Raw genomic sequence first — 21793 nt, forward strand, 5'->3', positions numbered from 1 at the left:
CACCCACCCCGTACGATCGAGGAATGAGCACGCGGATCGCCTTCCTCAAGGGTCACGGCACCGAGAACGACTTCGTGATCGTCCCCGACCCGGAGAACGCCCTCGACCTGCCCCCCGCCGCCGTCGCCGCTCTGTGCGACCGCCGCGCGGGTCTCGGCGGGGACGGCCTGCTCCACGTGGTGCGCTCCGCGGCCCACCCCGAGGCCCGCGGCATGGCCGCCGAGGCCGAGTGGTTCATGGACTACCGCAACGGCGACGGCTCGGTCGCCGAGATGTGCGGCAACGGCGTGCGCGTCTTCGCCCGCTACCTCCAGCGCGCCGGGCACGTCGCCGAGGGTGACCTCGCCGTCGCCACGCGCGGGGGCGTCAAGCGCGTGCACATCGCCAAGGCCGCCTCCGACGGCGGCCCCGCCGCGGGCGACGTCACCGTCGGCATGGGCCGCGCGCTGCTCCCCGAGGGCGAGGTCGAGGTGCGCGTGGGGGAGCGCCGCTGGCCCGCGCGGAACGTGAACATGGGCAACCCGCATGCGGTCGCCTTCGTCACCGACCTGGCCCACGCCGGCGACCTCTACGCCCCGCCGCCCTTCGAGCCCGCCGACACCTACCCGGACGGGGTCAACGTCGAGTTCGTGGTCGACCGGGGCCCCGGGCACGTCGCGATGCGCGTGCACGAGCGCGGCTCCGGGGAGACCCGCTCCTGCGGCACCGGTGCCTGCGCCGTCGCCGTCGCCACCGCCCGCCGGGACGGCGCCGACCCGTCGGTCACCGGCACCCCGGCCACCTACACCGTCGACGTGCCCGGCGGCACCCTGGTGATCACCGAGCGCCCCGACGGCGAGATCGAGATGACGGGCCCCGCCGTGATCGTCGCGGAGGGCGAGTTCGACTCCGCCTGGCTGGAAGGGGTACTCGCCTGAACCACAACCCGGTGAACCACCGCCCCCGGTCCACGACCGCGGTGAACCACCGCCCGGCCCATGACACTCAGTGCGAAAACCTAAACCCTCGGACCATCGCTCGAATGGGTGATCCGTTTCACGCTCGGCGAGAGGCGGTCAGCCGCACGTGATGGGCTCGATAGCATCAAGCACCGGCCCGGACGGGGGACCGACACCATCCCCTGAGCCGTGTCCGCCCTGGGACTCCCCGTCCGCCGGTCCGCGCAGCCGGAGGTGCCCATGAATGCGGAGGCCGTGAACCCAGCGAGCCCGGGCCCCGTGCCGCCCGCGGCCGACGGTGCCGCCGCGCCGGCGCCCCGTAGGAAGGCCCGCCCCCGGATCGACCTGCGCCGGCTGGGCCGCGCCGCCCTGCTGGGCTCCGCCCCCCGCAGCCGTGCCCTGCCCGACGCCATCGGCCACGTCGTCGAGGCACACCGCGCCCACCACCCCGACGCCGACCTCGACCCGCTGCGCCGCGCCTACGTCCTGGCCGAGTCCTCGCACCGCGGCCAGATGCGCAAGAGCGGCGAGCCGTACATCACCCACCCCCTCGCCGTCACCCTGATCCTGGCCGAACTCGGCGCCGAGACCACCACCCTGACCGCCTCCCTCCTCCACGACACCGTCGAGGACACCGAGGTGACGCTCGACCAGGTCGGCGACCAGTTCGGCGCCGAGGTCCGCTATCTCGTCGACGGCGTCACCAAGCTGGAGAAGGTCGACTACGGCGCCGCCGCCGAGCCCGAGACCTTCCGCAAGATGCTCCTCGCCACCGGCAACGACGTCCGCGTGATGTCGATCAAACTCGCCGACCGGCTGCACAACATGCGCACCCTCGGCGTGATGCGCCGCGAGAAACAGGAACGCATCGCCAAGGTCACCCGCGACGTCCTCATCCCGCTCGCCGAACGCCTCGGCGTCCAGGCGCTCAAGTCGGAGCTGGAGGACCTCGTCTTCGCGGTCATGCACCCCGAGGAGTACGCGCACACGCGCGAGCTGGTCCAGGAGAACGCCGCCCGCGCGGACGACCCCCTCGCCGCGGTCGCCGACGAGGTGCGCGGCGTGCTGCGCGAGGCCGACATCCAGGCCGAAGTCCTCATCCGCCCGCGCCACTTCGTCTCGGTGCACCGCGTCTCGCGCAAGCGCGGCACGCTCCGCGGCGCGGACTTCGGCCGCCTCCTCGTGCTCGTCCAGGAGGACGCCGACTGCTACGCCGTCCTCGGTGAACTGCACACCTGCATGACGCCCGTCGTCTCGGAGTTCAAGGACTTCATCGCCGTTCCCAAGTTCAACCTCTACCAGTCGCTGCACACGGCCGTGGCCCGCGCGGAGGACGGCCAGGTCGTCGAGGTCCTCATCCGCACCCACCAGATGCACAAGGTCGCCGAGGCCGGGGTGGTCGCGCTGGGCAACCCGTACGCCCAGCCGTCCGAGGAGCAGAACGCGGGCGACGGCGAGCGGGCCGACCCCACCCGCCCCGGCTGGCTCTCCCGGCTGCTCGACTGGCAGCGCGGCGCGCCCGATCCCGACACGTTCTGGTCGACCCTGCGCGAGGACCTCGCCCAAGACCGCGAGATCACCGTCTTCCGCCCCGACGGCGGCACCCTCGGCCTCCCCGAGGGCGCGACCTGCGTCGACGCCGCCTACGCCCAGTACGGCGAGGACGCGCACGCGACCATCGGCGCCCGGGTCAACGGCCGGCTGGCGACCATGAGCACGGTCCTGCGGGACGGCGACACCGTGCAGCTCCTGATGGGCCAGGACCCCGCCTCGGAGCCGTCGCGACAGTGGCTGGAGCACGCCCACACGCCCGCCGCGCGGATCGCCATCCAGCGCCGGCTCGCCGCCCACCCCGAGCCCGCGCCCGAAGCGGCGCAGCCGTCCCGCGGCCCCGCCACGCCCGGCGCCCCTGCGGCCGCCCCGCGTCCGGCCGCGGACGCGCCGCCCGCCCGCCCCGCCGCCGACGACGTTCTCGTCGACCGGCCGGGCGCGACCGTGCGGCTGGCGGGCTGCTGCACCCCGGTGCCGCCGGACGAGATCACCGGCTTCGCCGTGCGCGGGGGCGTGGTGACCGTGCACCGCGCGGGGTGCGCCGTGGTGGCGCGCATGAAGAGCGCCGGCCGCGCGGAGGTCGGGGTGCGCTGGGGGGAGACCACCGGCTGCCGGGTCACCCTGCTCGCCGAATCGTTCGGCCGCCCGCACCTCCTGGCCGACCTCACCGAGGCCATGGCCCTCCAGGGCGCCGAGATCGTCTCCGCGACCGTCGAGCCCCCGGACCGTCAGCGCGTCCGGCACAGCTACACCGTCGTCCTCCCGGACGCGGCCCGGCTGCCCGCCCTCATGCGCGCCATGCGCGACGTCGCCGGCGTCTACGACGTCAGCCGGGCCCAGCCGCAGCCCGCCGGCGCCTGATCCGGCGCCGGGCCCCGGTACCCGTTCGGGTGCTCCGGTCGCGCGCCGTCGCCGTACGGCACGCGCGCGCTGATAGCCGTGGGGGATGCTGCACACCCCTCACGCCCCGACTCCGCGACCCCGCGCACGCTCCCGGCGCCGGCTCAGGGCCGCGGCGCTGCTCGCCTCCGCCGTCTCCGTCTGCCTGGTCGCCGCGAGCGCGCCGCCCGCCCCGCTGGGCGTCGGCGACCGCCTCTTCCCGCAGCTCGGCAACCCCGGCTACGACGTGACGGCCTACGACCTGGCCTTCACCTACTCCGGCGACAACAGCAAGCCGCTGAAGGCCGTCACCACGATCGACGCCCGGACCACCGCCGACCTGGACCGGATCAACCTCGACTTCGCCCACGGGACGGTCGACTCCGTCGAGGTCGACGGCGAGCCCGCCGGCTTCGCCGGCGCCGGTGAGGACCTCGTCGTCACGCCCGAGGACGAGCTGGAGGCGGGCGAGCGGATGCGGATCACCGTGCGGCACAGCAGCGACCCCGTGTATCCCGAGGACCGTCAGGGCGGCTGGGTGCGCACCGCCGACGGCCTCGCCATGGCCAACCAGGCGGACGTCGCCCACCTGGTGTTCCCCTGCAACGACCACCCCTCCGACAAGGCGCGTTTCACCTTCCGCATCACGGCCCCCGACGGGCTCACGGCGGTCGCCAACGGCCTGCCGACGGGCGTGGTCCGCAGCGGCGGATCGACCACCTGGACCTACCGGACCGCGCACCCCATGGCCACCGAGCTGGCCCAGGTGTCCATCGGCCGCTCCACGGTGCTGCACCGCGCGGGACCCCACGGACTGCCCGTGCGGGACGTCGTGCCGACCGAGCACCGCGCGGCGCTCGAACCGTGGCTGGCCAAGACCCCCGGCCAGATCGCGTGGATGGAGGAGAAGGCCGGGCCCTACCCCTTCGAGACCTACGGCCTGCTCATGGCCGACGCCACCACCGGCTTCGAACTCGAGACCCAGACGCTCTCCCTCTTCGAACGGGAGCTGTTCACCGAGCCCGCCTACCCCAAGTGGTACGTCGAGTCGCTCATGGTCCACGAGCTGGCCCACCAGTGGTTCGGCAACAGCGTCAGTCCGGCCACCTGGTCCGACCTGTGGCTCAACGAGGGGCACGCCACCTGGTACGAGGCGCTGTACGCGGAGGAGACAGCGGACAAGCCCCTGGCGGCCCGCATGAAGGCCGCCTACGGTGCGTCCGACCGCTGGCGCACCGCGGGCGGGCCGCCCGCCGCCCCGAAGCCGCCGAAGAACGGCAGCAAGATCGGCATCTTCCGCTCCAACGTCTACGACGGTGCCGCGCTCGTGCTCTACGCCCTGCGCCAGGAGATCGGCCGCACCGCCTTCGCACGCGTCGAGCGCGCGTGGGCCGCCCGCAACCAGGACGGCACGGGGACGACCGCCGGGTTCGTCCGGCTCGCCTCCGAGATCTCCGGCCGCGACCTGGACGGCTTCTTCCGGGCCTGGCTGTACGGGGAGAAGACTCCGCCGATGCCCGGCCACCCGGACTGGAAGCAGAACCCCGCCGAGAAGGCCCGGGGCGAATAAGCCGGTGACGAGACGGCCCGTGCCGTGCGACCATCTTCGGGACGGCGCGGCACGGGCCCCGGGAATCTCCCCGGTGGTTCGCACGTTGTACCGGATGTCGCGGCCCGTGTGCCGCGCCCACCCACTCCCAGCTACGTAAGGATCCAATGACCTCCTCTTCTTCTCCCTCCCAGGACACCAAGCGTCTCGCGCAGACCTACCCCGAGGGCCTTCGGGCCGATGCCCTGATGGAAGAGGACGTCGCCTGGAGTCACGGCATCGACTCGGAGTGGGACGGCGAGCAGTTCGACCGCTCCGACCGCGCGGCCCTGCGCCGGGTGGCGGGCCTGTCCACCGAGCTCGAGGACGTCACCGAGGTCGAGTACCGCCAGCTCCGCCTGGAGCGGGTCGTCCTCGTCGGCGTGTGGACCTCGGGCACCGTGCAGGACGCGGAGAACTCCCTCGCGGAGCTCGCCGCCCTCGCCGAGACGGCGGGCGCCCTCGTCCTCGACGGCGTGATCCAGCGCCGCGACAAGCCCGACGCCGCCACCTACATCGGCTCCGGCAAGGCCCAGGAGCTGCGGGACGTCGTCCTCGAAACGGGCGCGGACACCGTCATCTGCGACGGTGAGCTGAGCCCGGGGCAGCTGATCCACCTCGAGGACGTCGTCAAGGTCAAGGTCATCGACCGTACGGCCCTGATCCTCGACATCTTCGCCCAGCACGCCAAGTCCCGTGAGGGCAAGGCGCAGGTGGCGCTCGCGCAGATGCAGTACATGCTGCCCAGGCTGCGCGGCTGGGGGCAGTCGCTGTCCCGGCAGATGGGCGGCGGCAAGGGCGGCGGCCTCGCCACCCGCGGTCCCGGTGAGACCAAGATCGAGACGGACCGGCGCCGGATCCGCGAGAAGATGGCGAAGATGCGCCGGGAGATCGCGGAGATGAAGACCGGCCGCGAGATCAAGCGCCAGGAGCGCAAGCGCCACAAGGTGCCCTCGGTCGCCATCGCGGGCTACACCAACGCCGGCAAGTCCTCGCTGCTCAACCGCCTCACGGGCGCGGGCGTGCTGGTGGAGAACGCGCTGTTCGCCACGCTCGACCCCACCGTGCGCCGCGCGGAGACGCCGAGTGGCCGCCTGTACACCCTGGCGGACACCGTCGGCTTCGTCCGGCACCTGCCGCACCACCTGGTCGAGGCGTTCCGCTCCACGATGGAGGAGGTCGGCGACTCCGACCTGATCCTGCACGTGGTCGACGGTTCGCACCCCGTCCCGGAGGAGCAGCTGGCCGCCGTTCGCGAGGTGATCCGGGACGTCGGCGCCACCGACGTACCCGAGATCGTCGTCGTCAACAAGGCCGACATGGCGGACCCGTTGGTGCTCCAGCGGCTGCTGCGGGTCGAGAAGCGGGCCATCGCGGTCTCGGCGCGCACCGGTCAGAACATCGACGAACTGCTCGCCCTGATCGACAACGAGCTGCCGCGTCCCTCGGTCGAGATCGAGGCGCTCGTGCCGTACACCCACGGCAAGCTGGTCGCCCGCGCCCACGACGAGGGCGAGGTGATCTCCGAGGAGCACACCCCGGAGGGCACCCTGCTCAAGGTCCGGGTGCACGAGGAGCTGGCGGCGGAGCTGACGCCGTACGTTCCGGCGCCGCTCGCCTGAGACACGCGCGTCCCTACGGCGGACGACGACCGAGGGCCCGCCCCCTGCCGCGGCAGGAGGCGGGCCCTCGGTCGTCACGTGCGGCTCACTGACCGCCGTAGGTCCTGCTCATGTTCTGGTACATCGCCTCGGCCGACCGGCCGAGCTGCGGGCCCGCCAGCCAGCCGGCCGTCACCGGGCCGATCGAGGTGTTCGAGACCAGCTTGGTCTCCCCGTCCACCACCCGGAACCAGCCGCCGCCGGACGAACCGCCGGTCATGGTGCAGCCGATGCGGTACATCGTCGGCAGCGAGGGGCTCAGCGACAGCCGCCCCGGCCGGTCGACGCACTTGAACATCTCCAGGCCGTTGTACGGCGGTGCCGCCGGGTAGCCCCAGGCCCCCATGCTGGACACCTCCGTCGCCGACGGGGCGGAGAAGTCCACCTCCAGCGCGGCGCCGACCGTCTCCTCCAGGGACTTGCTGCCCTGCTCGGGCTTCACGTGCAGCACCGAGTAGTCGTACGTGGCCCCGTCGCCGCCGCTCGCCGAGCCGCCCTTGATCCACTGGTCCGAGGTCGCGGCCCAGTCGGCCCACCAGGTGCCGTACGGAGCCATCTCGGTGGCCGTCGCGTTCGCCAGCTCCGTCTCGGACTTGCCGTAGTCGTTGTACGACGGGACGAAGGCGATGTTGCGGTACCAGCCGCCGCTGCCGCCCGCGTGCACGCAGTGGCCCGCCGTCCACACCAGGTTCGACTTGCCGGGGTGGTTCACGTCCTTGACCACCGTGCCCGAGCAGACCATCGAGCCCTCGGGCGAGTCGAAGAAGACCTTGCCCACCGGAGCGGCGTTGTCGTGGTACGGCTTCTTCTCGGCGACGGCCTCGACGGGCGCCGGCTCCGGGTCGGTGGCGCCCTGGTCGGCGGACGCGTCCTTGGTGGTGACGGTCTTGTCGGCCTCCTTCGCGGACTTCATCCGGTCCGGCTGCCACAGGCCCTCGATCACCGGGTTGACGAAGTCCTTGGCCTCACTGAGCCACTTGTCCTTGTCCCAGTTCTTCCAGCCGCCGTCCTTCCACTGGTCGACGTCGATGCCGTGCTTCTTGAGCCTGTCCGCGAGACCGGCCGGCAGACCGCCCTCGCCGCCGGCGTCGCCGGTGCCGGCGGCCCGGGAGGCGTCGGCGGCGGGCTTGGCGTCCGCCTTGTCCTCGTCCGACCCGCCGCAGGCGGTCGCGGTGAGAGCCAGCGCGGCGACCAGGCCGGCGGCGGTGAGTGCGGTGCGCCGGCCGCGCCGTGGCGCGGTGGACGTACGTGTGGAACGCATGGTGCGAGGACCCCCGTGGAAACGTGTGTGTGCGTGGTTGTCTGTCATGGAACGCGTGGCGGGGTGCCGGCCTCGGCCCGGCACACCCCACCTCCTGTCGGCTCAGCGCGGGCGGGACGCGCTCACTGGCCGGCGAACTTGCCGCTCACCGCTTCGAACACGCCCTTGGCCTCCTTGCCGAGGCGCGGACCGGCCAGCCAGCCGGCCGTCACCGGGCCGATCGAGGTGTTGGAGACCAGCGCGGGCTTGCCGTCGGAGCCCGCGGCGACCCAGCCGCCGCCGGACGAACCGCCGGTCATGGTGCAGCCGATGCGGTACATCGTCGGGTCGGAGGCGTTGAGCGAGAGCCGTCCGGGCTTGTCCTGGCACTGGTACAGCTTCTGGCCGTCGTACGGCGGGGCGGCCGGGTAGCCGATCGCCTTCATGCTCTCGACCTCGGGCACGGCGGGCGCGTCGAAGTCCACCGGCAGCGCGGCGCCGACCGTCTCCTCCAGCGACTTGCCGCCGCTGCCCTTCTCCGGCGTCACGTGGATCACGGCGAAGTCGTACGGGGCGCCCTCACCGCCGGTCGCACCGCCCTGCTCGATCCACTGGTCCGAGGTCTGCGCCCAGTCTCCCCACCAGACACCGTAGGGAGCGAGCTCCTCCTTGGTGGCCTTCTGCAACTCGGTGACCGACATGTCCGCGTCGTTGTACGACGGGACGAAGGCGATGTTGCGGTACCAGCCGCCGCTCTTGCCGGCGTGCACGCAGTGACCGGCCGTCCAGACCATGTTGGACTTGCCCGGGTGGGCCGGGTCCATCACCACGGTCGCCGAGCACACCATCGAGCCCTTGGGGGAGTCGAAGAGGAGCTTGCCGGCCGTGGCCGCGTTGTCGTGGTACGTGGCCGGTACGGCCTCCGCCTTGACGGGGGCGGGCTCCGGGTCGGTGACGCCCTGGTCGCCGGAGATGTCGTTGTCGTCGACCTCCTGGTCCGGCTCCTCGGCGTCCCGCATCCGGTCCGGGTCCCACAGGCCCTCGATGATCGGGTTGACGAAGTCCTGCGCCTCGCGCAGCCAGTCGTCCTTGTCCCAGTTCTTCCAGGCGCCGTTCTTCCAGTCGTCGACGTCGATCCCGTGCTCTTTGAGCTTGTCCTTGATGTGGTCCGGGATCCGGATGCCGCCGTTGCCGTCGTCGGCGACGGCGGACGCGGAGGCCGAGGCGTCGCCGCCGGCCTCGGGGTCGCCGTCCTCGCACGCCGTGGCGGTGAGGGCGAGCGCCGAGACGAGCGCCACCGCCGCGGCCGTGGAGGAGGCTCCGCGCTGCCCGTGTCTGCGCCCGCGCGTGGTGAACGACGGCCGTATGGATCGCATGGTGTTGACTCCCCCTGCTGTGAACGAACGTGGTGCCGCGGCCCGGCCGCCGAGCGACGGCGACCGGGAACGGCACCACACACTATGCGGTGGCTGTGGGGGAGTTCCGACGGAACGGCAACGGTTCGGACACAGCCGCCTGACCTGGCACGCGGCGCCCGCGCGGCCGGGAGGCCGGGCCGCGCCGCCGCGGCGGACCGCCAAGTCCCCCACCCGGCAACGATCTTCGGGCAGGCCGTAACCCCGTGAGCGGTCCGCGGTTGGTAGCGGTGGGGGGCCCGCTGTCCGGACGCGGCCCCCCCGGGCCGGGAGTGCCCGGCACGCCGCCGCGTCCGGACAGCGGGAGGTCGACGAGACGTGGCGGGAGCCCCTTGCGGGAGCCGGGCGGCCGGATGCGGGGACGCCGGGCCGGAGGCGGTGGGGAAGCCCGCGGGCGACGGGTCCGCGCGGACGCACGCCGCGCGGGAGGGCATCGCGCGGGAGTCAGGCGCGGGGGAGGGCGCCGCGCGGGAGCCGATGGCGCGGGAGTCCGGTGCGTACGAGGGCGCTTCGAGGCGCCAGCCGGTGCGCGAACCGGCCGCGCGCACCTACGCGCGTGCTCTCCCGGTCGTACCGGTCCGCGCGCGGGGGCTGACCATCGAGGGCGCCGACGGCCGCCGTTACCTGGACTGCGTGTCCGGCGGGGGGACCCTGGCCCTGGGCCACAACCACCCCGTCGTCCTGGAGGCGATCCGCGCGGTGCTCGATTCCGGCGCCCCCTTGCATGTCATGGACCTCACCACCCCGGTCGAGGACGCCTTCGTCACCGAGCTGCTGCGCACCCTGCCGCCCGAACTCGCCGGCCACGCGCGCGTGCGGTTCTGCCCCACCGGAACCGATCCCGTCGCCTCCGCCGTCTCGCTGGTCCGCGCCGCCACCGGACGCTCCCGTGTGATCACCGTCGCCGACGAGCCGTTCCCCGACGAGCCGTTCCCCGACGGGCCGTTCCACGACGGGCCGTTCCCCCGCGACGGCGAGGCGGGGCAGGAGCCGCCCGCGGGACTGCTCCTGGAGCCGGTCCGGAGCGAGGCCGGGGTGTTTCCGGCGGCGGACGCCCTGGTACGGCACCTGCGCGCCCGCACGGCCGAACAGGCCGTCCCACTCGTCGTCGACGAGACCGGGACGGGTGTCGGCCGGACCGGCGCCTACTGGGCGTTCGAGCACAGCGGAGTCACGCCCGACGTTCTGATTCTCGCCAAGGCGATCGGCGGCAGCCTTCCGCTGGCCGCGGTGGTCCACCACGAAGACCTGGGCGAGACGGGCGAGCCGGGCGACAGCGATGGCGCGGGCGCTGCGGGCCGCCCGGCCAGTCCGCCCGCCGGAGGGCCCGGCGCGTCCGGCACCGGCGCCTTTCGCGGCAACCAACTCGCCCTGGCCGCGGGCGCCGCCACCCTCGCCCACGTCCGCGAACACCGACTCGCCGAGCACGCCGCCGCACTGGGCGGGCGGATGCTGACCCGACTGCGCGCCCTGGCCGCCGAGTTCGCGTGCCTCGGCGACGTCCGCGGGCGGGGGCTCATGGCCGGCATCGAGCTGACGGCACCGGACGGCACACCCGGCACACCCGGCACGGCCGCCCGACTCGCCGCCGCCGTCCGCCGGGAGTGCCTGCGCCGGGGTCTGATCGTGGACGTCACGGGGCCCGGCGCGAACGTCGTGCGCCTGCTGCCACCGCTCATCGTCACCGAGGAGCAGATGTCGGCCGTCCTGGACCGGCTCGCCGAAGCCGTGCGGGCCGTGGACCGTCACCGCCCCGACAGCACGGCCGCGATACGCGCCGGGCACGGCCCGCGGTGACACCCACCGCCCGGACACAGAACGCCCCGGACACAGCACGCCAGGAGGACCCGCGTTGCACCCCCACACCGCATCCGGACCGGCCCCTGCGGTCGTCCCCGCCCCCGGGAGACCCGTTGACCCGGCGTGCCCGGCCGCCGCCGGGCCCCTGCCGGTGCCGGCGCAGCTGCCGGCCCGGGCCGCGGCGCCCCCGCCTTCCCCGGCGGACGCGCTCGGTCGCCTCGACCCCCACGCCGCCGCCCAGGCCGCGGCCACGGAGAACCTGATCCGCTGCTGGGCCCGCGAGACGAACGCGCCCGCCCCCGGCGACGGCCTCCTGCGGGTGCCGCTCCCGGCCTGCGGCACCGCCCTGACCATTCCCGTCCTCTACTGGTCCCCGACCGGCCTGCACCGCTTCGGCCCCCCGCGGCTGGCCGGTGCGCCCGCCGCGGCGCCGCCCGTGGACGCGGTCACCCTCGCCGCGCTGCTCGTACGCGAGACGGTCGGCGCCACCGCCGACGGTCCCGACTTCGTCGCGCGTGTCGCCGACTCCGTCCGGCGCACCGCCGTATTCCTGCGGGAACGCGCGGAACGGCCCGCGGACGGACCGGAAGTTCGGCGTCACGGCGCGCAGGACCCCGGCGGAACGGACCTCTTCCTCGCCGCCGAACAGGCGCTCGTCCTCGGACACCCGCTGCACCCCACCCCCAAGAGCCGCGCGGGGCTCACCGAGGCGGAAGCCCGCCGGTACTCCCCGGAGCTGCGCGGTTCCTTCCCCCTGCACTGGCTGGCCGTCGCCCCCTCCGTACTCGCGACCGACTCGGCCTGGACGGAACGCGGCCGCACGCTCCCGGCGGCTCGGCTCACCGCGCGCCTGGCCGCGGACGGCCCGGCGCCGCCGGACGGCTACGCCCTGCTGCCCCTGCACCCCTGGCAGTTCCGCGCGGTGCTGCACCGGCCGGACGTGACCGCACTGCTGGACGCCGGCCTGGTCAGGGACCTCGGCCCCCAGGGCCCGGCGTGGCATCCCACGTCCTCCGTGCGCACCGTCCACCGCACGGGCGCCCCCGCCATGCTCAAGCTCTCGCTGGCCCTGCGCATCACCAACTCCCGGCGGGAGAACCTCCGCAAGGAACTCCACCGCGGTGTCGAGGTGCACCGCCTGCTGCGCCGCGGGCTGTCCCGCCAGTGGCAGGCGGCCCACCCGGGCTTCGACATCGTCCGCGACCCGGCCTGGCTCGCCGTCGACGCGGCGGACGGCACGCCGGTACGAGGGCTCGACGTCGTCGTCCGCCACAACCCCTTCCGGCCCTCGGACGACGTCTCCTGCGTGGCCTCCCTCGTCGCGGCCCGGCCGCACGCCCGGACGGCGGACGGGCCCGCCGCGCGCTCCCGGCTGGCCGAGTGCGTCACCCGGCTCGCCGCACGGACCGGCCGACCACGCGCAGCCGTCGCCGTCGAGTGGTTCCTGCGCTACCTCCACCACGTCGTCCGTCCCGTCCTGTGGCTGGACGCCCACGCGGGGATCGCCCTGGAGGCGCACCAGCAGAACACCCTGGTCCTGCTGGACGCGGAGGGCTGGCCCTCGGGCGGCCGCTACCGCGACAACCAGGGCTACTACTTCCGCGAGTCCCGCCGCGCGGAACTGGAGGCCCGGCTGCCCGGCATCGGTGAGCACAGCGACACCTTCGTGGCCGACGAGGTCACCGACGAGCGTTTCGCCTACTACCTCGCCGTCAACAACGTGTTCGGCCTCGTCGGCGCCTTCGGCTCCCAGGGGCTCGCGGACGAAGGAACGCTGCTGGCCGCCTTCCGCCGCTTCCTGGGCGGGCTGGCCGCCGGCCCGGCCCCCCTGGGCGGTCCGCTCCCCGCCCGCCTCCTCGACTCGCCGGCGCTGCGCTGCAAGGCCAACCTGCTCACCCGGATGCACGGCCTCGACGAACTCGTCGGCCCGGTGGACACCCAGTCCGTGTACGTCACCGTCGCCAACCCCCTGCGCGCCTGCTCTTCCGAAGGAGCGACCCTGTGAACCCCACCGACGCGAGCGCGGACGACACCCTGGACCTGCACCTGCCGGACGAGTTCCTCGCGCTCCTGCGGGACGTGGGCGACGACCGCGCGCAGGCAGCCGGGGCACGCGCGCGTGCCGACCTCCTCGACGGCCTCGCCGACTGGGGGCCGGTCACCACGCCCGTCGGCGTGTTCCACCTGGTCCCCGCCGACGCCGAACGGGACGCCGCGCTCGTCTCCCGCTGGATGAACGACCCCGCCGTCGCCGCGTACTGGGAACTGACCGGACCGCAGAGCGTGACCGCCGAGCACCTGCGGGCCCAGCTGACCGGGGACGGGCGCAGCGTCCCGTGCGTCGGGACGCTGGACGGGTCGCCGATGAGCTACTGGGAGATCTACCGGGCCGATCTCGACCCGCTGGCCCGTTACTGCCCGGTCCGCCCACACGACACCGGCGTCCACCTGCTGATCGGCGACGACGCCGACCGCGGGCGGGGCACCGGAACCGAGCTGATCAGGGCGGTCGCCGACCTCGTCCTCGCGCACCGCCCCGCCTGCACGCGCGTGCTCGCCGAACCCGACGTCCGCAACAGGCCGTCCGTCGCGGCGTTCCTGGGCGCCGGGTTCCGGCCGGTGGCCGAGGTGGACCTGCCGGGCAAGCGGGCCGCCCTCATGGTCCGCGAACGGACGGGGCCGCAGCCCGCGTGACGCGCGGCGCACCTCGTCGTCCCCCGCCCGTCCGCAGGCAGTCCGCCCAGGAGGCCCCCGTGACCCGCCGGCCCCGGCAGCGCCCCGTGCCGCCGCCGTCCCCGCCGTTCCCGCAGCCCTGCGCGTCGGCGTTCCCGCGCCCCGACGCGTCGCTTCCGTCCCCGCCGTCCGCCTCGCCGCCCCGTTTGTCAGTCCTGGGCCGTAGGGTGGTCGCGCTATGACGAAGCCCTCACTCCCCGAACTCCTGCACGCCGCCGTCGCCGCCGTCGGCGGTACGGAGCGTCCCGGCCAGGTGGCCATGGCCGAAGCCGTCGAGGAAGCCATCGACAGCGGCTCCCATCTGCTGGTCCAGGCCGGCACCGGTACCGGAAAGTCGCTCGGCTACCTGGTGCCCGCGCTGGCGCACGGGGAGCGGGTGGTCGTGGCCACGGCGACCCTGGCCCTGCAGCGCCAGCTCGTCGAGCGGGACCTGCCCCGCACGGTCGACGCGCTCCACCCGAAGCTGCGTCGCCGTCCGGAGTTCGCGATGCTCAAGGGCAGGTCGAACTACCTGTGCCTGCACCGGCTGCACGAGGGCGTCCCGCAGGACGAGGAGGAGGGCCTCTTCGACCAGTTCGAGGCCGCCGCGCCCACCAGCAGGCTCGGGCAGGACCTGCTGCGGATGCGCGACTGGGCCGACGAGACCGAGACCGGCGACCGCGACGACCTCACCCCGGGCGTCTCCGACCGCGCCTGGTCCCAGGTCTCGGTCTCCTCCCGGGAGTGCCTGGGCGCCTCGAAGTGCGCCTACGGTGCCGAGTGCTTCGCCGAGACGGCCCGCGAGCGCGCCAAGCTCTCCGAGGTCGTCGTCACCAACCACGCCCTGCTCGCGATCGACGCCATCGAGGGCGCGCCCGTCCTGCCGCAGCACGAGGTGCTGATCGTCGACGAGGCGCACGAGCTGGTCTCCCGGGTCACCGGCGTCGCCACCGGTGAGCTGACCCCCGGCCAGGTCAACCGGGCGGTGCGCCGGGCCGCGAAGCTGGTCAACGAGAAGGCCGCCGACCAGCTCCAGACCGCCGCCGAGGGCTTCGAGCGGCTGATGGAGCTGGCGCTCCCGGGCCGCCTCGAGGAGATCCCCGAGGACCTGGGCTACGCCCTGATGGCGCTGCGGGACGCCTGCCGTACGGTCATCTCGGCCATCGGCAGCACCCGGGACAGGTCCGTGCAGGACGAGGACGCCGTCCGCAAGCAGGCGCTGGCCTCCGTGGAGTCCGTGCACGACGTGGCGGAGCGGATCACGAACGGCTCCGAGTGGGACGTCGTCTGGTACGAGCGCCACGACCGGTTCGGCGCGTCGCTGCGGGTCGCTCCGATGTCCGTCTCGGGGCTGCTGCGGGAGAAGCTCTTCACCGACCGCTCGGTGGTCCTGACCTCCGCGACGCTGAAGCTGGGCGGCGACTTCAACGGCGTCGGGGCCTCCCTGGGGCTCGCACCCGAGGGCACCGAGGGCGACGACGTGCCCCAGTGGAAGGGCGTCGACGTCGGCTCCCCCTTCGACTACCGCAAGCAGGGCATCCTCTACGTCGCCAAGCACCTGGCCCGCCCCGCCCGGGACGGCGACCGCGGTGACATGCTCGACGAGCTGACCGAGCTGATCCAGGCGGCGGGAGGCCGCACGCTGGGGCTGTTCTCCTCGATGCGCGCGGCCCAAGTGGCCGCCGAGGAACTGCGCTCGCGCATCCCGGAGTACCCGATCCTCCTCCAGGGCGAGGAGACCCTGGGCGAGCTGATCAAGAACTTCGCCGCCGACCCGCGGACCTGTCTCTTCGGCACCCTGTCGCTGTGGCAGGGCGTCGACGTCCCCGGGCCGAGCTGCCAGCTCGTCGTCATGGACAAGATCCCGTTCCCGCGTCCCGACGATCCGCTCATGAGCGCCCGCCAGAAGGCGGTGGAGGAGGCCGGGGGCAACGGCTTCATGGCCGTCGCGGCGACGCACGCCGCGCTGCTGATGGCGCAGGGCGCGGGCCGGCTCGTCCGGGCGTCCGGCGACCGCGGCGTGGTCGCCGTACTGGACCAGCGGCTGGCGACGGCCCGGTACGGGAGCTATCTGAAGGCGTCCCTGCCCGACTTCTGGTTCACCACCGACCGCAACCAGGTCCGCAAGTCGCTCGCCGCGATCGACGCGAAGGCGAAGCAGACCGAGGGCACCGGGCCGGGCGAGGACGCGCAGCAGGCCGCGGCCGCGGGCCAGACGCAGGACGACTGAGCGGGCGGGGGGGGGGCGTCCGGTGCGTCGTGCCGTCCGCCCTCCCGACCAGTCCCGTACGACACGGCTCCGCGCAGCGCGGGGCCCCGGAACCGGCGCAGAGGTTCCGGGGCCCGGTCGGGTCGGCGGGGCGCTGTCGCGCGTACCCGCCCGCCGTGGCGCTCAGACGCGGCGCAGTACGGCCACCACCTTGCCGAGGATGGTCGCGTCGTCACCGGGGATCGGCTCGTAGGCGGCGTTGTGCGGGAGGAGCCAGACGTGGCCGTCCTCGCGCTTGAACCGCTTGACGGTGGCCTCGCCGTCGAGCATCGCGGCCACGATGTCGCCGTTCTCGGCGACCGGCTGACGGCGGACCGTGACCCAGTCGCCGTCGCAGATCGCGGCCTCGATCATCGAGTCGCCGACGACCTTGAGGACGAAGAGCTCACCGTCGCCGACCAGCTGCCGGGGGAGCGGGAAGACGTCCTCGACGGACTCCTCCGCGAGGATCGGACCACCGGCGGCGATGCGTCCGACGAGCGGCACGTAGGACGCGGCCGGCTTTCCGGCGGTGTCCGTGGGCTGTACCGAGGCGGCCTGGTCGGAGCCGCGCACCTCGTAGGCCCGCGGGCGGTGCGGGTCGCGGCGCAGGAAGCCCTTGCGCTCCAGCGCCATCAGCTGGTGTGCCACGGACGAGGTGCTGGAGAGGCCGACGGCCTGGCCGATCTCGCGCATCGACGGCGGGTACCCGCGTCGCTGCACCGAGTCGCGGATGACCTCGATCACCCGGCGCTGGCGATCGGTGAGCCCCGAGCTGTCCGCCCGGATGCCGGGAGGTCGGCCCGGCAGGGAGCGCTTGTGCCCCTCGGGATGCGCGGCGTCGCTCATCGCGTGTACCGGCTCAGGTCGGCCCTGGGGGCGTTCCTGGGCAGTGATGGTGGCACTGTCGGCGGTGGTGGTCACGTCGGCCCCTCTCGATGGTCTCCCTGCTGCACAACGGTAGTAGCTTTCGAAAGGTTGCGCCAAACACACGTTCGAGTGAAAAACCGCGAATCCCTCGCCCGTATTGCATGTCTGGGTGTATGGCTACCGTGGTGCCCGGCGGACAAAAGGGCTGATTGCTGTACTCTTCACCGCCGTGGTGACAACCTCCGGGATGTCGCCCCAGTCTGCCATCCGGCAGCCCGTTCGACGGGGCGGGTCTCCCATCTGTTGCGGTAGTCCCACGCCCCCTCCTCGCGGTGCCCACGGTATCTCCGCATTGCTGCCGGTCGTCCCGGTGCGGGCGGGCACGCACAGGCGCGACACGCGTGCACGGCGTGTTTGTTTGAGCCAATCACCACATCTAGTGGTTGGATTGCATCTGTAGCCCACAAGTTGTGGTCCCCCGGGTCTTCGAGCCCGTCGCGATCGCCTATGCTGGGGGCTGCTTCGAGGGGCTCACAGGGCCTTTCGAGGCTGTTGAGTCTGCTGTGAGGAGGGTTCGGAGTCCATGCACTGCCCCTTCTGCAGGCACCCCGACAGCCGTGTCGTCGACAGCCGTACGACTGACGACGGCACGTCGATCCGCAGGCGCCGCCAGTGCCCTGACTGCTCCCGTCGGTTCACGACCGTGGAGACGTGCTCGCTCATGGTGGTGAAGCGGTCCGGGGTCACCGAACCGTTCAGCCGCACCAAGGTGATCAACGGTGTGCGCAAGGCCTGCCAGGGCCGGCCCGTCACCGAGGACGCGCTCGCCCAGCTCGGCCAACGGGTCGAGGAGGCGGTGCGGGCGACCGGGAGTGCCGAGCTGACCACCCACGACGTGGGGCTGGCCATCCTCGGCCCGTTGCAGGAACTCGACCTCGTCGCCTATCTGCGATTCGCCTCGGTCTACCGGGCGTTCGACTCGCTCGAGGACTTCGAGGCCGCGATCGCGGAACTGAGGGAGACGACGGGGCGGCCCGGCGGAGGCGACGACACCGGCGCGGGGAGCCAGGAGAACGACCGCGGGTCCACGGGGGCGGGACACGTCCCCGAGCCCGCAGGCGCCGCCGACTGACCGGCGGGCCGGACCCGGACTTCGGCGCCCGGGCCCGGCCGGACGGCGGCGAGCAGAGACCTGTTGCGGGCGCAGCGAGAGATGCCCGCAACACCAGACAGAACACCGTGCCCACGGGAACAATCGGGGCACTTCAGGGCGTTTTCGCCCGTACAGGGAGGCGGCATGACAGAGACGGCGAGCGGTCCGGCACGGAGTTCCCGCGCCAAGGCCACCAAGGCGGGCAAGGGACTCCGCGTCGAGCGCGTCCACACCACTCCCGGCGTCCACCCCTACGACGAGGTGGCCTGGGAGCGTCGTGACGTCGTCATGACCAACTGGCGCGACGGCTCGGTCAATTTCGAGCAGCGTGGCGTCGAGTTCCCCGAGTTCTGGTCGGTGAACGCGGTCAACATCGTCACCAGCAAGTACTTCCGGGGCGCCGTGGGCACCCCGCAGCGCGAGGTGAGCCTCAAGCAGCTCATCGACCGCATCGTGAAGACGTACCGGAAGGCCGGTGAGGACAACAAGTACTTCGCCTCGCCCGCCGACGCCGAGATCTTCGAGCACGAGCTGGCCTACGCCCTCCTGCACCAGATCTTCAGCTTCAACAGCCCGGTGTGGTTCAACGTCGGCACGCCCCAGCCGCAGCAGGTCTCCGCCTGCTTCATCCTGTCCGTCGACGACTCCATGGAGTCGATCCTCGACTGGTACAAGGAAGAGGGCATGATCTTCAAGGGCGGTTCCGGCGCCGGCCTGAACCTCTCCCGGATCCGCTCCTCCAAGGAACTGCTCTCCTCCGGCGGCAACGCCTCGGGACCGGTCTCCTTCATGCGCGGCGCCGACGCCTCCGCCGGCACCATCAAGTCCGGCGGCGCCACCCGCCGCGCGGCCAAGATGGTCATCCTCGACGTCGACCACCCCGACATCGAGGACTTCATCGAGACCAAGGTGAAGGAAGAGGAGAAGATCCGCGCCCTGCGCGACGCGGGCTTCGACATGGACCTGGGCGGCGACGACATCACGTCCGTCCAGTACCAGAACGCCAACAACTCGGTCCGCGTGAACGACACGTTCATGAAGGCCGTGCAGGACGGCGGCAAGTTCGGCCTGACGTCCCGCATGACCGGCGAGGTCATCGAGGAGGTCGACGCCAAGGCGCTCTTCCGCAAGATGGCCGAGGCCGCCTGGGCCTGCGCCGACCCCGGCATCCAGTACGACGACACCATCAACGCGTGGCACACCTGCCCGGAGTCCGGCCGCATCAACGGCTCCAACCCGTGCAGCGAGTACATGCACCTGGACAACACGTCCTGCAACCTGGCGTCGCTGAACCTGATGAAGTTCCTGAAGGACGACGGCAAGGGCAACCAGTCCTTTGACGCCGAGCGCTTCTCCAAGGTCGTCGAGCTCGTCATCACCGCGATGGACATCTCCATCTGCTTCGCGGACTTCCCGACCCAGAAGATCGGCGAGAACACCCGCGCCTTCCGCCAGCTCGGCATCGGCTACGCCAACCTCGGCGCCCTGCTGATGGCGACCGGCCACGCCTACGACTCCGACGGCGGCCGCGCCCTGGCCGGTGCCATCACCTCCCTGATGACCGGCACGTCGTACCGCCGCTCCGCCGAACTCGCCGCGATCGTCGGCCCGTACGACGGCTACGCCCGCAACGCCAAGCCGCATCTGCGGGTCATGAAGCAGCACTCCGACGAGAACGCCAAGGCCGTCCGCATGGACGACCTCGACACGCCGATCTGGGCCGCCGCCACGGAGGCCTGGCAGGACGTGCTCCGCCTCGGCGAGAAGAACGGCTTCCGCAACTCCCAGGCGTCCGTCATCGCCCCGACCGGCACCATCGGTCTCGCGATGTCCTGCGACACCACCGGCCTGGAGCCCGACCTGGCCCTGGTCAAGTTCAAGAAGCTGGTCGGCGGCGGCTCGATGCAGATCGTCAACGGCACCGTCCCGCAGGCCCTGCGCCGCCTGGGCTACCAGGAGGAGCAGATCGAGGCGATCGTCGCCCACATCGCCGAGCACGGCAACGTGGTCGACGCCCCCGGTCTCAAGCACGAGCACTACGAGGTGTTCGACTGCGCGATGGGCGAGCGCTCCATCTCCGCGATGGGTCACGTCCGCATGATGGCCGCCATCCAGCCGTGGATCTCCGGCGCCCTCTCCAAGACGGTCAACCTGCCGGAGTCGGCCACCGTCGAGGACGTCGAGGAGGTCTACTTCGAGGCCTGGAAGATGGGCGTCAAGGCGCTGGCCATCTACCGCGACAACTGCAAGGTCGGCCAGCCCCTGTCCGCCAAGACCAAGTCGGTCAAGGACGCGGAGAAGGCGGAGATCACCGAGAAGACCGAGGCGGCCATCCGCGAGACGGTCGAGAAGGTCGTCGAGTACCGCCCGGTCCGCAAGCGCCTCCCGAAGGGACGCCCCGGCATCACCACGTCCTTCACCGTCGGCGGCGCCGAGGGCTACATGACCGCCAACTCCTACCCGGACGACGGTCTGGGCGAGGTCTTCCTGAAGATGTCCAAGCAGGGCTCGACCCTCGCGGGCATGATGGACGCCTTCTCCATCGCGGTCTCCGTCGGCCTCCAGTACGGCGTGCCGCTGGAGACGTACGTCTCGAAGTTCACCAACATGCGCTTCGAGCCGGCCGGCATGACGGACGACCCGGACGTGCGGATGGCCCAGTCGATCGTCGACTACATCTTCCGCCGCCTGGCGCTGGACTTCCTGCCCTTCGAGACCCGCTCCGCACTCGGCATCCACTCCGCCGAGGAGCGCCAGCGCCACCTGGAGACGGGCTCGTACGAGCCGTCCGACGACGAGCTGGACGTCGAGGGCCTGGCCCAGTCGGCGCCGCTCGCCCAGGTGAAGGCCGTCGCCACGCCGAAGGCCGAGGCCGAGGCCGCCAAGCCCGCTCCGCAGCAGGCGCACACCAGCGCCGAGCTGGTGGAGATGCAACTGGGCATCCAGGCCGACGCCCCGCTGTGCTTCTCCTGCGGCACGAAGATGCAGCGCGCCGGTTCCTGCTACATCTGCGAGGGCTGCGGCTCGACCAGCGGTTGCAGCTGAGCGCAGCCGTATGTAGTGGTGCATGAGTAAGGGGCGACCGCCATGGCGGTCGCCCCTTACTCATGCACCCGCGCCGTCAAGGCCGGTGCGCCTGGCCCATCACCCGGGTGAACGTCGCGGGATCCCCCTCGAACCCGTGCACGCCGGCCCGGAAGCCCCAGGCGCCCGTCTCGTCCCGGACGAACTCCGCGACCGTGGCCGCGGTGGCTCCGCGGACGCCGCCGAAGTCCTCCGTGGCCAGGTCCGTGTATCCCTCACGGATGCGCAGGCCCGGATGGGCCACGTCGGCGAACGTCCGGTCCTCCGTGCGCTGCTGGATGGCGACGCCCACCACCACGCGCGCGTACCGGGCGTCGAGCCGTTCCAGCTCCAGCGTCATGACCTCGTCGAAACCGAAGCCCTTGCCGTCCTTGCTGTCGCGGTTGAGATAGATCGTGCCGTCCGGTGAGCGACTGTCGAAATGCACCACGTAGGCGGGGCTGCCGTACGGATCGTCGGCCGGATAGGTACCGGCGACGAGGTCCAGGTCGGCGGCGGGCTGTCCCGCCGGACTCGGGTCCCACCGCAGTGCGACCTCGACCTTGCGCATGCCCTTGCTGAGGCCGTTCACAGACTTCCCCTTCCCAGGTCCCCCGCCCTGCCCGGCCACCCGAACTGCCGGACGGTGACGGCCGGTTGTCCATCCTGCCACGC

14 protein-coding genes are annotated in these 21793 nt (G+C 72.6%); 10 read left to right on the forward strand and 4 right to left on the reverse strand.

What is annotated here, in order from left to right:
- The first annotated feature begins 23 nt into the window (after nucleotides 1–23).
- The 4 genes from dapF to hflX all read left to right on the forward strand — a co-directional run bounded on the left by dapF (nucleotide 24) and on the right by hflX (nucleotide 6578).
- Entirely contained in the window at nucleotides 24–917 is an 894-nt protein-coding gene (gene dapF, locus Sdi02f_RS28990) for a diaminopimelate epimerase (protein ID WP_031184990.1), read from the forward strand.
- Between the two features lie 261 nt (nucleotides 918–1178).
- Complete coding sequence (locus Sdi02f_RS28995; RefSeq protein ID WP_108934349.1) at nucleotides 1179–3350, forward strand: RelA/SpoT family protein; 2172 nt, start codon at nucleotides 1179–1181, stop codon at nucleotides 3348–3350.
- 85 nt (nucleotides 3351–3435) lie between these two features.
- Nucleotides 3436–4938, forward strand: a complete 1503-nt coding sequence (locus Sdi02f_RS29000; RefSeq protein WP_108934296.1) for a M1 family metallopeptidase — start codon at nucleotides 3436–3438, stop codon at nucleotides 4936–4938.
- Between the two features lie 146 nt (nucleotides 4939–5084).
- Nucleotides 5085–6578: a GTPase HflX gene (gene hflX, locus Sdi02f_RS29005; protein WP_030402622.1), complete on the forward strand. Its 1494-nt coding sequence runs from the start codon at nucleotides 5085–5087 to the stop codon at nucleotides 6576–6578.
- A gap of 85 nt (nucleotides 6579–6663) precedes the next feature.
- Here hflX and Sdi02f_RS29010 read toward each other — a convergent pair whose 3' ends face one another.
- Nucleotides 6664–7878, reverse strand: coding sequence for a trypsin-like serine peptidase (locus Sdi02f_RS29010; protein ID WP_108934297.1), 1215 nt, complete (start codon nucleotides 7876–7878; stop codon nucleotides 6664–6666).
- Nucleotides 7879–8000: 122 nt separating this feature from the next.
- Nucleotides 8001–9233, reverse strand: coding sequence for a trypsin-like serine peptidase (locus Sdi02f_RS29015; protein ID WP_108934298.1), 1233 nt, complete (start codon nucleotides 9231–9233; stop codon nucleotides 8001–8003).
- Between the two features lie 516 nt (nucleotides 9234–9749).
- Here Sdi02f_RS29015 and Sdi02f_RS29020 point away from each other — a divergent pair.
- From Sdi02f_RS29020 to Sdi02f_RS29035, 4 genes are all read left to right on the forward strand, one after another.
- Nucleotides 9750–11069: an aminotransferase class III-fold pyridoxal phosphate-dependent enzyme gene (locus tag Sdi02f_RS29020; RefSeq protein ID WP_167458275.1), complete on the forward strand. Its 1320-nt coding sequence runs from the start codon at nucleotides 9750–9752 to the stop codon at nucleotides 11067–11069.
- A gap of 55 nt (nucleotides 11070–11124) precedes the next feature.
- Complete coding sequence (locus Sdi02f_RS29025) at nucleotides 11125–13077, forward strand: IucA/IucC family protein (protein WP_438363750.1); 1953 nt, start codon at nucleotides 11125–11127, stop codon at nucleotides 13075–13077.
- Nucleotides 13074–13766 (forward strand): GNAT family N-acetyltransferase, encoded by a 693-nt coding sequence (locus tag Sdi02f_RS29030; RefSeq protein ID WP_030402617.1) that lies wholly within the window; start codon nucleotides 13074–13076, stop codon nucleotides 13764–13766. Before Sdi02f_RS29025 ends, Sdi02f_RS29030 begins: the two co-directional genes overlap by 4 nt.
- A 217-nt stretch (nucleotides 13767–13983) precedes the next feature.
- On the forward strand, nucleotides 13984–16014 hold the full coding sequence (locus Sdi02f_RS29035; RefSeq protein WP_051849581.1) for an ATP-dependent DNA helicase: 2031 nt from the start codon (nucleotides 13984–13986) through the stop codon (nucleotides 16012–16014).
- A gap of 162 nt (nucleotides 16015–16176) precedes the next feature.
- Here the strand turns inward: Sdi02f_RS29035 and lexA are convergent, their stop codons facing one another.
- Nucleotides 16177–16956: a transcriptional repressor LexA gene (gene lexA, locus Sdi02f_RS29040; protein ID WP_030402615.1), complete on the reverse strand. Its 780-nt coding sequence runs from the start codon at nucleotides 16954–16956 to the stop codon at nucleotides 16177–16179.
- A gap of 529 nt (nucleotides 16957–17485) precedes the next feature.
- Between lexA and nrdR the strand changes: the two genes are divergently transcribed.
- Both nrdR and Sdi02f_RS29050 read left to right on the forward strand, forming a co-directional pair.
- A complete protein-coding gene (nrdR, locus tag Sdi02f_RS29045) occupies nucleotides 17486–18034 on the forward strand; it encodes a transcriptional regulator NrdR (RefSeq protein ID WP_030402614.1) in 549 nt (182 codons plus the stop codon).
- A 165-nt stretch (nucleotides 18035–18199) separates the two neighbouring features.
- Complete coding sequence (locus Sdi02f_RS29050; RefSeq protein WP_030402613.1) at nucleotides 18200–21100, forward strand: vitamin B12-dependent ribonucleotide reductase; 2901 nt, start codon at nucleotides 18200–18202, stop codon at nucleotides 21098–21100.
- A gap of 76 nt (nucleotides 21101–21176) precedes the next feature.
- On the opposite strand, the gene Sdi02f_RS29055 is transcribed toward Sdi02f_RS29050, so the two are convergent.
- Entirely contained in the window at nucleotides 21177–21710 is a 534-nt protein-coding gene (locus tag Sdi02f_RS29055) for a TerD family protein (RefSeq protein ID WP_031082152.1), read from the reverse strand.
- Between the last annotated feature and the right edge of the window lie 83 nt (nucleotides 21711–21793).

Origin of the sequence: Streptomyces ardesiacus, assembly GCF_003112575.1 — a bacterium.
GTDB classification, from domain to species: domain Bacteria; phylum Actinomycetota; class Actinomycetes; order Streptomycetales; family Streptomycetaceae; genus Streptomyces; species Streptomyces ardesiacus.

Excerpts from the sequence above, each read along its gene's own strand:
- dapF (WP_031184990.1), top strand. The coding sequence starts at position 24 with ATGAGCACGCGGATCGCCTTCCTCAAGGGTCACGGCACCGAGAACGAC.
- Sdi02f_RS28995 (WP_108934349.1), top strand. The coding sequence starts at position 1,179 with ATGAATGCGGAGGCCGTGAACCCAGCGAGCCCGGGCCCCGTGCCGCCC.
- Sdi02f_RS29000 (WP_108934296.1), top strand. The coding sequence starts at position 3,436 with ATGCTGCACACCCCTCACGCCCCGACTCCGCGACCCCGCGCACGCTCC.
- hflX (WP_030402622.1), top strand. The coding sequence starts at position 5,085 with ATGACCTCCTCTTCTTCTCCCTCCCAGGACACCAAGCGTCTCGCGCAG.
- Sdi02f_RS29010 (WP_108934297.1), bottom strand. The coding sequence starts at position 7,878 with ATGCGTTCCACACGTACGTCCACCGCGCCACGGCGCGGCCGGCGCACC.
- Sdi02f_RS29015 (WP_108934298.1), bottom strand. The coding sequence starts at position 9,233 with ATGCGATCCATACGGCCGTCGTTCACCACGCGCGGGCGCAGACACGGG.
- Sdi02f_RS29020 (WP_167458275.1), top strand. The coding sequence starts at position 9,750 with ATGGCGCGGGAGTCCGGTGCGTACGAGGGCGCTTCGAGGCGCCAGCCG.
- Sdi02f_RS29035 (WP_051849581.1), top strand. The coding sequence starts at position 13,984 with ATGACGAAGCCCTCACTCCCCGAACTCCTGCACGCCGCCGTCGCCGCC.
- nrdR (WP_030402614.1), top strand. The coding sequence starts at position 17,486 with ATGCACTGCCCCTTCTGCAGGCACCCCGACAGCCGTGTCGTCGACAGC.
- Sdi02f_RS29050 (WP_030402613.1), top strand. The coding sequence starts at position 18,200 with ATGACAGAGACGGCGAGCGGTCCGGCACGGAGTTCCCGCGCCAAGGCC.